This is a genomic window from Nocardiopsis oceanisediminis (genome assembly GCF_048595525.1).
Lineage (GTDB): Bacteria > Actinomycetota > Actinomycetes > Streptosporangiales > Streptosporangiaceae > Nocardiopsis_A > Nocardiopsis_A oceanisediminis.
The window spans coordinates 864,173-876,299 of record NZ_JAFMZJ010000001.1; the positions used below are offsets into that span (position 1 = coordinate 864,173).

At 71.7% G+C, this 12,127-nt stretch carries 12 protein-coding genes; 3 read left to right on the forward strand and 9 right to left on the reverse strand.

Annotated features, from left to right (window positions below; all coding sequences use genetic code 11):
• Positions 1-169: 169 nt before the first annotated feature.
• The 5 genes from J0910_RS04035 to J0910_RS04055 form a co-directional block, all read right to left on the reverse strand.
• Positions 170-1,993, reverse strand: coding sequence for an acyl-CoA dehydrogenase (locus tag J0910_RS04035; RefSeq protein ID WP_420157157.1), 1,824 nt, complete (start codon positions 1,991-1,993; stop codon positions 170-172).
• Positions 1,994-2,242: 249 nt separating this feature from the next.
• Entirely contained in the window at positions 2,243-3,229 is a 987-nt protein-coding gene (locus J0910_RS04040) for a sigma-70 family RNA polymerase sigma factor (RefSeq protein ID WP_420157158.1), read from the reverse strand.
• 235 nt (positions 3,230-3,464) lie between these two features.
• Positions 3,465-4,295, reverse strand: a complete 831-nt coding sequence (locus J0910_RS04045) for a phosphoenolpyruvate hydrolase family protein (RefSeq protein ID WP_420157159.1) — start codon at positions 4,293-4,295, stop codon at positions 3,465-3,467.
• Positions 4,296-4,358: 63 nt separating this feature from the next.
• The gene (locus tag J0910_RS04050; protein ID WP_420157160.1) at positions 4,359-5,588 is read right to left on the reverse strand and encodes a Tm-1-like ATP-binding domain-containing protein; all 1,230 of its coding nucleotides are present in this window, start codon (positions 5,586-5,588) and stop codon (positions 4,359-4,361) included.
• The gene (locus J0910_RS04055) at positions 5,585-6,004 is read right to left on the reverse strand and encodes a cupin domain-containing protein (protein ID WP_420157161.1); all 420 of its coding nucleotides are present in this window, start codon (positions 6,002-6,004) and stop codon (positions 5,585-5,587) included. Before J0910_RS04055 ends, J0910_RS04050 begins: the two co-directional genes overlap by 4 nt.
• 461 nt (positions 6,005-6,465) lie before the next feature.
• On the opposite strand from J0910_RS04055, the gene J0910_RS04060 reads away from it, so the two are divergent.
• Positions 6,466-6,711, forward strand: a complete 246-nt coding sequence (locus J0910_RS04060; protein WP_420157162.1) for a chaplin family protein — start codon at positions 6,466-6,468, stop codon at positions 6,709-6,711.
• 208 nt (positions 6,712-6,919) lie between these two features.
• Here J0910_RS04060 and J0910_RS04065 read toward each other — a convergent pair whose 3' ends face one another.
• The 4 genes from J0910_RS04065 to J0910_RS04080 all read right to left on the reverse strand — a co-directional run bounded on the left by J0910_RS04065 (position 6,920) and on the right by J0910_RS04080 (position 10,662).
• Positions 6,920-7,303, reverse strand: coding sequence for a VOC family protein (locus J0910_RS04065; RefSeq protein WP_420157163.1), 384 nt, complete (start codon positions 7,301-7,303; stop codon positions 6,920-6,922).
• A 127-nt stretch (positions 7,304-7,430) separates the two neighbouring features.
• Positions 7,431-8,642 (reverse strand): tyrosine-type recombinase/integrase, encoded by a 1,212-nt coding sequence (locus J0910_RS04070; protein ID WP_420157164.1) that lies wholly within the window; start codon positions 8,640-8,642, stop codon positions 7,431-7,433.
• A gap of 71 nt (positions 8,643-8,713) precedes the next feature.
• Complete coding sequence (locus J0910_RS04075) at positions 8,714-8,881, reverse strand: helix-turn-helix domain-containing protein (RefSeq protein ID WP_420157165.1); 168 nt, start codon at positions 8,879-8,881, stop codon at positions 8,714-8,716.
• Between the two features lie 347 nt (positions 8,882-9,228).
• Positions 9,229-10,662 (reverse strand): replication initiator, encoded by a 1,434-nt coding sequence (locus J0910_RS04080; RefSeq protein ID WP_420157166.1) that lies wholly within the window; start codon positions 10,660-10,662, stop codon positions 9,229-9,231.
• 148 nt (positions 10,663-10,810) lie between these two features.
• Between J0910_RS04080 and J0910_RS04085 the strand changes: the two genes are divergently transcribed.
• A complete protein-coding gene (locus J0910_RS04085) occupies positions 10,811-11,227 on the forward strand; it encodes a TIGR03668 family PPOX class F420-dependent oxidoreductase (protein ID WP_420157167.1) in 417 nt (138 codons plus the stop codon).
• A gap of 10 nt (positions 11,228-11,237) precedes the next feature.
• The gene (locus J0910_RS04090; protein ID WP_420157168.1) at positions 11,238-12,002 is read left to right on the forward strand and encodes a GntR family transcriptional regulator; all 765 of its coding nucleotides are present in this window, start codon (positions 11,238-11,240) and stop codon (positions 12,000-12,002) included.
• Positions 12,003-12,127 lie beyond the last annotated feature (125 nt).

A 12,127-nucleotide genomic window follows, 5' to 3' on the forward strand; every position in this document is an offset into this window, starting at 1 on the left:
TTCCACGCGAAGGCCGCCCGGTCCGAGGCGCGGACGACCGCAACCCGGACCGGAAAGGGCCGCGGGGCGGGGCGGCGGACCGCCCCGCCCCGCGGCGGGCGGGCGGCCTTCGCAGGTCACCCGGTGATGAGCGGTTCCGGGGCGGGTGCGGTGAGCCCCGGAACCGGGATCAGAAGGCGGATTCCGGAACGTCCATCAGCTCCAGGCCGGTGGCCTCGGCGATGGCGCGCTCGGCGGAGAGCTTGGGCAGCACCTGGGTGGCGAAGAACCGCGCGGCGGCGATCTTGCCGGTGTAGAAGTCGGTGTCGGCGGCGTCCGCGCCGTCGATCCGCCCCAGGGCCACCTCGGCCTGGCGCAGCAGCAGCCAGCCCAGCACCACGTCGCCGACGGCCATCAGCAGCCGGGTGCTGTTCAGCCCGACCTTGTACAGCGTGCGCGGCTCCTCCATGGCCTTCATCGCGTCGCCGACCATGACCTCGACGATCTTCTCCACGTCGGCCACGGCGTCGGCGAGCAGGCCGCGCTCCTCCTTGAGGCGCCCGTTGCCCGCGTCGCCGCCGGCGAACGCCTTGATCTCGCCGAGCAGGGAGCCCAGGGCCTGCCCGTTGTTCTTGACGATCTTGCGGAAGAAGAAGTCCTGCGCCTGGATCGCGGTGGTGCCCTCGTAGAGGGTGTCGATCTTGGCGTCCCGGATGTACTGCTCGATCGGGTACTCCTGCAGGTACCCGGAGCCGCCGAGGGTCTGCAGCGACTCGGCGAGCAGCGCGTAGGAGCGCTCCGAGCCGACGCCCTTGACGATGGGCAGCAGCAGGTCGTTCAGGGCGACGATGTCGTCGTGCGCCTCGCCGGCGTGCTCGGCGATCTGCACCGCGTCCTGCTGGGTGGCGGTGTAGATGACCAGCGCGCGCAGCGCCTCGGCGTAGGCCTTCTGGGTCATCAGGCTGCGCCGGACGTCGGGGTGGTGGGTGATGGTCACCCGCGGGGCGCTCTTGTCCGCCATCCGGGTGAGGTCGGCGCCCTGCTTGCGCTCCTTGGCGTACTCCAGGGCGTTCAGGTAGCCGGTGGACAGCGTGGCGATCGCCTTGGTGCCGACCATCATCCGGGCGTACTCGATGATGAGGAACATCTGCCGGATGCCGTCGTGCTTGTCGCCGACCAGGTAGCCGATCGCCGGGTGCTCGGCACCGAAGGTCAGCTCGCAGGTGGTGGAGGCCTTCAGGCCCATCTTGTGCTCGACGTTGGTGACGTAGGCGCCGTTGCGCTCGCCGAGCGAGCCGTCCTCGTTGACCAGGTACTTGGGGACCAGGAAGAGGGAGAGGCCCTTGGTGCCGGGCTTGGCGCCCTCGGGGCGCGCCAGGACCAGGTGGAAGATGTTCTCCGTCATGTCCTGCTCGGCGGAGGTGATGAAGCGCTTCACCCCGTCGATGTGCCAGGTGCCGTCGCCCTGGTCGATCGCCTTGGTGCGGCCGGCGCCGACGTCGGACCCGGCGTCGGGCTCGGTGAGGACCATGGTGGCGCCCCAGCCGCGCTCGATGGCGAGCCGGGCGAACTCCTTCTGCTTCGCCGTGCCCTCCTGGTAGAGGACGTTGGCGAAGCCGGGGCCCGCGGAGTACATGTGGATGGAGGGGTTGGCGCCGAGGATCAGCTCGGCCGCGCCCCAGACCAGGGAGCGGGGGGCGCCGAGGCCGCCGAGCTCCTGCGGGAGGTCCATGTTGTACCAGCCGGCGTCCATGTAGGCCTGGTACGACTTCTTCAGGCTCTCGGGGATGGCGACCGTCTTGGTCTGCGGGTCGAACACCGGCGGGTTGCGGTCCGCGTCCTCGAAGGACTCGGCCACGACCCCGGTGGCGAGCCGGTTGACCTCGTCGAGGATGGTGCGGGCCGTGTCCTCGTCGAGCTCCGCGAACGGGCCGGTGCCCAGCACGTCCTGGCGCTTGAAGACCTCAAAGAGGTTGAATTCGAGGTCACGGAGGTTGCTCTTGTAGTGCGTCATTCGCGCGCTCCGCTGTCTGTCGTGGCCGCTGTGCGTGCACAAGCGATCGACTACTGGTGGGTAACAACATCATGTTACTACCCGGTAGTAGCCGTTTGCCAAGACGCGCCGCGGATGGATCCACCCCTCCCTTCCGGTCACCCCTTCCTGACCGGTCGGAACGCGTGCGCGGGTGCCCGCGGCACGGCGCCCCGGACCGGTCGGCGGTCCGGGGCGCGGCGCGGGCGGTCGTCCGAGCGGGCGGAGGGGTCAGGAGCGGTGGCCGGGCTCCAGCCGGGGCGGCAGGCCGAACAGCGGGAAGAGGTTCTGCGCGTCCAGGTAGAAGTGGAGCCCGGTGATGGCGCCGTCCTCGATGTCCAGGATCTGCAGCGCCCACGGGTCGTGGCCGCCGTCCTCGGCCGGGTGGTAGTGGCCGAAGGCCGGGGCGCCGTTGGCCGAGGTGGGCACCAGCAGCGAACCGCGGCACTTCTCGCCGGTGCCGAGCATCCAGCCGGCGATGTCCTCGTGGCCGCGCAGCCAGAGCTCGAACGGGGGCATGGTCATCGCGGCGTCGTCGCGCAACAGCGTGACCAGCGCGGCGATGTCGTACCGCTCGAAGATGTCGACGTACTTGGCGAGCAGCTCCCGGTGCTCCTCGTCCATGTCCGGGCGGCGGCCGGACGCGCCGGCGGCCTCGGCGCCGTGCTCGGCGAGGGTGGCGCGGGCCCGCTGCAGCGCGCTGTTGACCGAGGGGACCGAGGTGTCCAGCAGCTCGGCGACCTCGGCGGCCTTCCAGCGCAGCACCTCGCGCAGGATCAGCACCGCGCGCTGGCGGGGCGGCAGGAACTGCAGGGCGGCGATGAAGGCGAGCCGGATCGACTCCCGGGAGACCACCGCCTCGGCGGGGTCGGCCTCGGGGGAGAGCACCCGCGCGTCCGGGATCGGCTGGACCCAGGCCGACTCGGGCAGCGGGGCGCCGAGCGGTCCGGCGCAGGTGCCGACCGGGGCCAGGTCGACCGGGCGGGCGCGCCGCTGCCGGCCCTGGAGCATGTCCAGGCAGACGTTGGTGGCGATGCGGTACAGCCAGGAGCGCAGCGCGGAGCGCCCCTCGAACCGGTCGTGCGCCTTCCACGCCCGGACCAGGGTCTCCTGCACCGCGTCATCGGCCTCGAAGGCCGAGCCGAGCATCCGGTAGCAGTGCCCGGTCAGCTCGCCGCGGTGCTGCTCGAGTGTCTCGTCCAAACGCTGTTCGCCCATCAGCGGGACCCTTCTCGTCTCAAGGAGCGTCCATCGTACGCGGGAGGCCCGACAGAACAGGGGCTCGGTTCCGAGAATGCCGCACCGCTCCGGTTTTCGGGCGAATTTCCGGTTTTTCAGCGGACTTTTCAACGGCGGTACTTCGTGAACGGCGCGGAAGCGCCCAATCGGGGAGAAGGGGAATAAGGGGCGGACCGGAACACCGTCCGGCCGCCCCTCGGCGCGGGCCCGCCGCTCAGAACCCGATCTCGGTGAACTCCCGGGTCCGGGCGGTCAGCGCCTCCTCCACCGGGAGCCGCTCCATCGACGAGGCCCCGTAGAAGCCGTGCACGTTCTCGCAGGTGCGCAGGATGTAGCGGGCGTCGTCCGGCTCGGCGATCGGGCCGCCGTGGCAGAGCACGGTGACGTCGGGGCGGACCGCCAGCGCCGCGCGGGACCAGGCGTCGATCCGCTCCGCGCACGCGGGCAGGCTGAGCGCGGTCTCCGCGCCGATCCGCCCGCCGGTGGTCAGCCCCAGGTGGCAGACGACCACGTCCGCGCCGGCCTCGGCCATCGCCGCGGCGTCCTCCTCGGAGAAGACGTAGGGCGAGGTGAACAGGTCCAGCCCGCGGGCGCGGCGGATCAGCTCCACCTCGTGCGCGAAGCCCATCCCGGTCTCCTCCAGGTTGGCCCGGAACACCCCGTCGATCAGGCCGACCGTGGGGAAGTTCTGCACCCCCGAGTAGCCCAGCGCGGCCAGCCGCGGCAGGAACACGTCGAGGTCGCAGAACGGGTCGGTGCCGTTCACCCCGGCCAGCACCGGGGTGTCGGTCACCGCGGTGAGCACCTCGCGCGCCATGTCGACGACGATCTCGTTGGCGTTGCCGTAGGCGAGCAGCCCGGCCAGCGAGCCGCGGCCGGCCATCCGGTACCGGCCGGAGTTGTACACCACCAGCAGGTCGACGCCGCCGGCCTCCTGGGACTTCGCGGACAGGCCGATGCCCGCCCCGCCGCCGATGACCGGCGCCCGCCGCTCCCGCTTCTCCCGGATCCGCTCCAGGATCGCCTCTCTGGGAACCCTGCCCATGCCTCTCCCCCTCGTCGTCGTGGTCGTTCAGGTCCCGCCCGGGGCCGCGCCGGCCCCCGGGCCTCATCGGAGCAGCCCGTCCAGCAGCTCCACCGCGGTCTCGGCGAACACCGGGTCGTTGATGCGGGCGTCCAGCTCGACCAGGCGGACCGCGCCGCCGGCCAGCCCGTCGCGGACCGCGCCGAACAGCGCGGCGTCGGCTGCCGGGTCGTGGAACGGCCCGCCCTCGGCGGAGACGGCCGAGACGCCGCGCAGCGGCAGCAGCACGGCGGCCGGCGCCGGCAGCGCGGCGACCCGGGCGGCCAGCCGGGCACCGAGCTCCGCGCACTCCTCCGGGGTGGTCCGCATCAGGGTGACCGCCGGGTTGTGCACGTGCAGCAGCCGGCCGGCGTAGCGCTCCGGCACGGTCTCCCGGGCGCCGAAGTTCACCATGTCCAGGGCGCCGACCGAGACCACCCGGGGGGTGTCCGGCCCGCCCCCGGCCAGCCGGCCCGGCCCGGCCGACATCACCCCGCCGGCCAGCTCGTCGGCGAGCTCGGTGGTGGTGAGGTCCAGGATCCCGCTGAGCCCGCCCTGGTCGGCCAGGGCCTCCAGGGTCCGCCCGCCGGCCCCGGTCATGTGGAAGACCAGGACCTCGCGGCCCTGCTCCTCCAGCAGGTGCCGGGCGTGCGTGACGGCGGGCGTGGTCACCCCGAACATGCTCGCCGCGACCGTCGGACCGGGCGGCCGGTAGGCGACGGGGGCGCCGCGCACCATGCCGGCCACCGCGTCGGCCGCGTTGGACAGGATCCGCGCGGAGACCGAGTTGATCCCGGACACGTCCACCACGCTGGGCATCAGCACCAGGTCGCTCTCCCCGACATAGGGGGCGGTGTCGCCGGAGGCCGCGGTGGACACGGCCACCTTGGGCAGGCCCAGCGGGAGCGCGCGCATCGCGTGCGCGGCGATCGAGGTGCCGCCGGTGCCGCCCGCGGCGACGGCGCCGGCCAGCCGGTCCTCGCCGTGCAGCCGGAGCAGGACCGCGCGGGCGCCCTCGGCCATGGCGGCGACCGCGGCGCCCCGGTCGCCGGCCGCGGCGAGCTCCGCGGCGTCGTGCCCGGCGGCCCGGGCCACCTCGGTGTGCGCGATGTCCGGGCCGCGCGGGGCGCCGGCGGCCGGGCCGAAGACGCCGCAGTCGACCAGGACCGGGCGGACCCCGGCGGCGGCCAGCCGGTCGGCGATGAAGCAGCTCTCGGCGGCCTTGGTGTCGAAGGTGCCCAGCACTGCGACGGCGGGCCGCGCGGGGGCGGTCATCCGTTCTCCACCGGGTGCCCGGCGCCGGCGGGGATCTCGCGGAAGTCGGGGGCGCCGCGCAGCTCCTCCTCGGCGCCGGCCGGGCCGTAGACCACCACCAGCTGCAGGGTGGTCCAGCCGGTGTTGTGCGTGGAGTGCGGGGTGCCGCGCGGGATGTGCACCACGTCGCCGGCGGCGATCGGGAACGCCGGCCCGTCGTCCACGGTCTGCTCGCCGGTGCCGGACAGCACGTAGATCACCTCGTCGGAGCCGGGGTGCAGGTGCCGGGCATGCCCCTTGCCGGGGAAGACGGCGACGTCGCCGACGCTCACCGCGCCGTCCGGCCGGTTCCGCAGCGACACGCGCCACTTGATCCGGCCCCAGTCGAAGAGCTGGGTGGGCAGTTCGCCGGGTCCGCTGCCGTCGGTGCTCGCCATGGAAGGCCCGCCTCCTCGCGCTCGTGCGGCGCGGCCGCGCCGCGCCGTCCGGTCCGTGGGCCCCGGCCGCCCCGGGGCTTCGGTCCCGGGGGGCGGGGCGGTGCACAGGGGGTCTTCCCCGTCCTCCCGCCGGGCCAACGGCCGATCCGCGCCGCCCGGCGCGCGCCCGCGCGGGCCGGCGGGGGAGCACGACCCGTCGACCTAATTTCGGTCTGACCGTATGTCGCGGCTGACCTGGGCGCTCCGCGGCGACATGATGGGAGTCCCCCGTACCCGGTGGGTAGAGAACGTGAATAACACGCGGTGAAACTAATTTTCCGGGAAATGCGAGCAGGAATGGTGTTCCTGTGGCTAGATATGGGGGGTGGCGGACACGTTCCGTGTCCGCTCGGACACCATCGGCTGAAAAGCGAGGTGCCCGCCTCGAAGCGGGTGCCTCTGGACCAAGAGGACGGAATCACATGCTGAAGAAGATGATCGCCGCCGGTGCCGTCACCGTGGCCTCCGCGGGGGTCCTCATGTTCGGCGCGGGCACCGCTTACGCGGGCGGCGACGAGATCGAGACCTCCGGCAACGGCTCGATCCTCGGCGGCAACCAGATCGTCGCCGACCTGAACGTCCCGATCAACGTCTGCGGCAACGCGATCGGCATCCTCGGCAACGCCGGCGCGGCCTGCGAGGACTCCGGCGCCGTCGTCCACGACTGACGCGCGTCCCCTTCTCGCGGACAGTGGACTGAAGGGGCGGGGCGGCGCCGGACTCAGCGGTCGGCGCAGTCCCGCCCTCCCGCGTCCCCGGGCCCCTGGCCCCGGCCCGTCCGCGATGATGCCGGCGCCGCGGCCCCCTCCCCGTGCTCGGGCGGGGCCGCGGCGCTCCGCGGCCACCGTGCCGGAGAACCGAACGGGCCGCCCCCGGTCAGCCGGACCCGGCCCGCTCGGCCGGTGCGGTCAGGCAGAACACGTTGCCCTCCGGATCCCGCATCACCTGGAACGACCCCTGCTCGTCGGTGACCGGGGGGCCTTCGGCCGAGGCGCCCAGCCGGGCCGCGGCCGCCGCGGCGGCGGGGAGGTCGGCCGTCCGGACGTCCAGGTGCAGCCGGACCGGGCCGGACGCCGGGGCCGGGTCGGGCTGGAAGGAGATCCGCGGCCGCCCGTGCGCGGCGGGCAGATGGGACCACCCGTCGGCGCGGTCCACCGGTCCGGCGCCGAGCAGCGCGCCCCAGAACCGGGCCAGCCGGGGCGGGTCGGCGGCGTTGACCACGATCTGGTCGAAGGCGGAGCCGGGAAAGGTCTCGGGCATGGGGCAATGCTAGATGGGAGATTCCGCCCAGGGCGATGATCTTGGAGCTCAAGCATGAAGAAGGCCCGCCCGCCGCATCCTCGCAGGTGGCAAGGGTACGGCGGGCGGGCCGGGCGGCCGCGCGTCATCACGGCGTCAACGGACCAGGCCCAACCACCCCGGAAGAGCCCTCCGGGACGCCCAACGCGTCATCGATGGCGGCACTCTGGGCGCCCTCAGGATCGTCGTACAGGTGCCCGTAGACGTCCATGGTCACCGAGAACGAGGCATGGCCCATCCACGCCTGTATCCGCTTTCCCGGCACGTTCCGGGCGATCAGCAGCGAGGCGAAGGTGTGCCGCAGGGTGTGCACCTTGGGCGCCCCCTGGACCCCCACCGCCTTGCACGCCGCTTTGAACCGGTCGCGGGCCGTACTCTGGCACACCGGCAGCACCCGCCCGCCGCGCACCCGGTAGAACACCAGCTCCGCCGTGGACGTGCCCGCCGCCGCGTCCGGCGCGTCGACGGGGCGGCGGGGGAAGCGCGCGGCGTGGGCTTGCAGGGCCAGGGCCACCCGGGCGGGCAGCGGCACGGTGCGGCGCGACTTCTTGCTCTTCACCGCGACCAGCTTCCCTTTCTGCAACTGCCGGTCCACTGTGACGGTGCGCGCTTTGAAGTCGATCCGGTCCCAGGTCAGCCCGAGCATTTCACCCATGCGCAGCCCGGTACCGGCCCCGAGGACCACCAGCAGGCGCCAGTCCGGCGGAACCGCTTCTTCCAGCGCGTCCACCTCAGCCAGGGTGAAGGGCACCACTTCGCTTTCGGGGAGTTCGGGCAGCATGATCGCCCTGCACGGTGTCTTGCTCCGCTTTTCTGCTTCCACGGCGGTGCCGAACAGGGCGCAGCAGATCTTGTAGGTCAGGTGGACCGAGCGGGGCGAGAGGGTTTTGGCCCACCGGTTGACCGCGCGCTGAACATCGGAGGAGGTGACCGCCCGCACCGGAGAGTCGCCCAGGGCGGGGATGACGTGGCGGTTCAGCCAGGCCCGGTAGGTCCGATACGTGGAGTCGCGGGCCGAGGTCTTCACCGCTTCCAGCCATTCGGCGGACCAGGAGGCCACCGACACCTCACCGGCCTGGTAGTCGGGGAGGATGCCCGCCCGCTTCTGGGAGCGCACCTGGTCGCGGAAGGCGCGCGCTTCCTTCAGGGTGGACCAGGTCTCCGAGGTCTGCTTCCCCGCAGGCGTGCGGTAGGGGACCTTGTAGGCATAGACCGTGCGGCCGCTCCGCTTGCTCTCCCGCTTCCGTTCGACCTTGCGGATTCCCTCGCGCATTTCACCAGCAGGCCACGTGTCCGCCATTCCAACCTCCCGAACTCTCGCTTTCAACCTGCCTGTATTTTATCGGAAATGCCCAGGATTAACGCGGGAATTCATGGCCGCATCCGGCCCCGGACCCATTCTTTGATTTCCTCCGGAGAGAACAGCAGCGCCCGCCCCGCGCGGGCCGCACGGAAATACCGCTTGTGGTTGTCATACACCCACGACGCGGGTTTGCGCAGGTAAGAGGCGACGTCTTGGACGGTCCACAGTTCATCCACCGAGAATTCCTTTTCCTTCAAAATTCAACCTCACAATTCTGCATTCCGGGATAGCGGCGACGCCGAACAACAATCCGCATTTCTGGCCCGTGCCGGCCTCCCACGAACCAGCCCCCGACCCCCGCCCCTTCGCCCGGCTCCGCCAGGGCGCATAAGACGCGCTCCGCGCGACGTGTCTCCTCCGGCGGCGGGCGCGGGAAGGCAGGCCCGCACAGCTTCAGACAAGAACGGACGCGCTCCGCGCGCAGCCCTCCCAGGGCCGCCGTGGTGACCGCCACCGGGAACGTGCAGGTCGATGCGGCGGGAACCCGCCGGCGGTCGTTCCTCCCGACGGCACAACCCCGCCATCACGCCGCCCACACCGCCATCTGCGCCTCGCGCCGCAGCACCGCCTTGTACTCCGCCCGCGCGACGGCGCGGTCCTGGGCCATCCGGTGCGCGATCAGCACATCGGCCGCGCCAAGGTAGCCCGACCCGGCATAGGACCACGCCCCGACCACCTCCGCGCCTTCCAGTCCCCACACGTCGGCCCGCCCGGCCTTGCGGGACTCCCGTGCCCGCCAGGCGCGGCGCACCGCCCGCAGCACGCCCAGCGTCAGCGAATAGGCCCGCGACTTGGTGGTGAAGTGGCCCCGGTAGCCCAAGCAGTGCGCCCACCGCCGCAACCGCAGACCGGACAGGTCGCGCCGCTTGCCCAACTCCCAGCAGGTCGCCACCATCCGCGCCAGGTGCGCCCCGACTTCCCGGGTTAGTGCAGCGCGGTCCAGTCGCCGCAACCGCCGCGCCAGCGCATCCGAGTCCGCGTCCACGGTCTTGGTCGCGTACTTGGCCAGATACCCCGCCGCCTTGGCCGGGTCATCCAGAGGCCGCACGTCCAGCTGGGAACCCCACTCCGCCACCCGCGCCACACCATCGGGGGAAGGCAGGGCGAACGCGGTCGAGGCCACCGCCGAGCGCACCGCCGAGGCCAGCAGTTCCGCCGTGGCCCAGGAGGGCGGGGCCACCACCGCCGACCGGTCGCCCGGGACCACCCCGTCCAACCGCAGCACCGCATGGACGTGCGCCAGCCCGCGCCGCTGGAATTCCACGACCTTCACATAGGACAGGCGCAGCAGGCGGGGGACCTCCCGGACCCCCACCTTGCGACCCAGCGCGGCCGAGGCCGCCGGAGCCAACGCGCGTTCGATCCCGATCCGGGTCCGCCGCCACAACTCCCCAAGAGAGGCGTTCCACAGCACCGCCCCCGTGTAGTCCCAGCAGTCCGGACAGACCGGGGTGCCCACCGCCGGGTGATCCGGTTCGTGGACCAGGCCGCACCCCGCCGGCCGCCCATGGGGACAGGTCTTCTTTCTGCCGCGGGGCAGCCGGCAGGGCGCTCCGCCGTCCCGGGCCGCATGCACCGCGCCGAAGCCCGGCGCGGTCAGGGTGAGGAACAGCGCCGGATGCTCCCCGACCGAGGAGGGCACCGCGTCGTCTTCTCCGGTGGGGGTCCGGCCCCGCATCCCCGCCGCGATCATGTGCCACGCATCGGCCCGATAGGTGCGCGAGCACGGCGGGCACACCGCAGCCCGGCGATCCCCACAGGCCACCAGCAGCACCCCGTCCGGAGCATCCGCCGTCGAGGTCTGGGCCAGCACCTCACCACTGGAGGTGTCCACCGCCGCCGCCCGGCCCGAGACCCGCACCGGCCGCACACAAAACCCCGCACGCGCCACCTGGCCACGCCACACCGCGAAATCAGGTCGGCACGCCCGAGCCTCCAACGCGTCCACACCCACCACCCCCGCAACCGGCCGCCTTCCCCTTCCACCACCAATCCTCAAACAGAACGGCCGGATCACGCCGCAAACTTCGTCTGCTTTTCGGGGCAGCGCCTGTCACCGGTCTTCGTACTTGACCGGTAAGCGCACCCCTTCCACCCTTGTCCCTATGCGCCTGTCACCGGAGGAATCCCGCACTCGATTCGCAGCAAGCCGTGTGGCCAGACTGGCCACCGCCGACGCCGAAGGGCGGCCGCACCTTGTCCCGGTGACGTTTGCGACCTGCGGCGACGCGGTGGCCATCGCCATCGACCACAAGCCCAAGAGCACCCGCGCGCTCAAACGGCTCCGCAACATCGCGGACAACCCCCATGTCGCGCTGCTGGCCGATGACTACGGCGACGATTGGGAACGGCTGTGGTGGGCGCGGGCCGACGGAGAAGCGCGCGTTGAGCACGAAGGCGCAGCATGGTCCCAGGCCCGGGACCGTCTCGTTGAGCGCTACCCGCAGTACCGGGAGAACCCGCCGGACGGTCCCATGATCATCGTTGAGGTGCAGCGCTGGTCCGGCTGGTCGTTCCGGTAGCGTCAGGGCCATGCCAGCCGAAGCACTCCACCGACAGATCGCTGACGCGATCCGTGCCGACATTCTGTCGGGCGTGCTGCAACCCGCCGACCCCGCGCCGTCTGAGAACGAGCTTGCCGAAAGGTTCCACACGACACGGAACACCGTGCGGAAGGGACTCGCTCTTCTCAAGGCGGAAGGCCTTCTCGTGTCCGGTCAGGGGCGCCGGACGATCGTCCGTCCCAGACCGAATATCCGCCTGCTCTCCACAGGGATCAACCACCGGGCCCACAGGGACGCGGGGCGGTCCAACTTCAACGCCGAAGCCGAGGACCAGGGACGCCGCCCGGAACAGCGCCTCTTGGAGGTGGCGACGGTTCCGGCACCTGATGAGGTGGCCGAAAGGCTCAGCGTCCCGCCCGGGGCCAAGGTCGTGGTACGGCGTCGGTTGTTCCTGGTCGATGGCGAGCCCATGCAGCTCTGCGATGGGTACTACCGGCCAGAGCTTGCAGAAGGCACCTCGCTGGTCGAAGCACGCAAGATCAAGGGCGGCGCACACGGAGTGATCGAGGACCCCGAGGGCCCGGTACGGCGACGCATCGTCCAGTTCGTGGAGGACCTGGAAATCCGCATGCCGCTCCGTTCGGAAGTGGACGCTCTCCACCTGCCCCAGGGGGTTCCCGTGGCCCGGACTCTGCGGACCGCTTACGACAGCCATGGAGACGTGGTGGAAGTCCTCGATTCTGTCATTCCGGGCGATCGTTACGCATTCCGGTACATCATTGACGTTCCGTAGCGCGTTCTTGTTCGAAGCACTTGTGTACCCAAGGTGGGGCGGTTAGCGTAGCGACTCACAACTTGTGTACCCAAGTGATGCCGACACGAAGAAGCCTCGACCGGTGCCGTTACACCGCCGAGGCG

Bases quoted from the DNA above. Each gene is read 5' to 3' on its own strand.
- J0910_RS04065 (WP_420157163.1), bottom strand. From the start codon at position 7,303: ATGCCCGAGACCTTTCCCGGCTCCGCCTTCGACCAGATCGTGGTCAAC.
- J0910_RS04035 (WP_420157157.1), bottom strand. From the start codon at position 1,993: ATGACGCACTACAAGAGCAACCTCCGTGACCTCGAATTCAACCTCTTT.
- J0910_RS04045 (WP_420157159.1), bottom strand. From the start codon at position 4,295: ATGGGCAGGGTTCCCAGAGAGGCGATCCTGGAGCGGATCCGGGAGAAG.
- J0910_RS04040 (WP_420157158.1), bottom strand. From the start codon at position 3,229: ATGGGCGAACAGCGTTTGGACGAGACACTCGAGCAGCACCGCGGCGAG.
- J0910_RS04055 (WP_420157161.1), bottom strand. From the start codon at position 6,004: ATGGCGAGCACCGACGGCAGCGGACCCGGCGAACTGCCCACCCAGCTC.
- J0910_RS04085 (WP_420157167.1), top strand. From the start codon at position 10,811: ATGCGCCTGTCACCGGAGGAATCCCGCACTCGATTCGCAGCAAGCCGT.
- J0910_RS04050 (WP_420157160.1), bottom strand. From the start codon at position 5,588: ATGACCGCCCCCGCGCGGCCCGCCGTCGCAGTGCTGGGCACCTTCGAC.
- J0910_RS04070 (WP_420157164.1), bottom strand. From the start codon at position 8,642: ATGGCGGACACGTGGCCTGCTGGTGAAATGCGCGAGGGAATCCGCAAG.
- J0910_RS04090 (WP_420157168.1), top strand. From the start codon at position 11,238: ATGCCAGCCGAAGCACTCCACCGACAGATCGCTGACGCGATCCGTGCC.
- J0910_RS04060 (WP_420157162.1), top strand. From the start codon at position 6,466: ATGCTGAAGAAGATGATCGCCGCCGGTGCCGTCACCGTGGCCTCCGCG.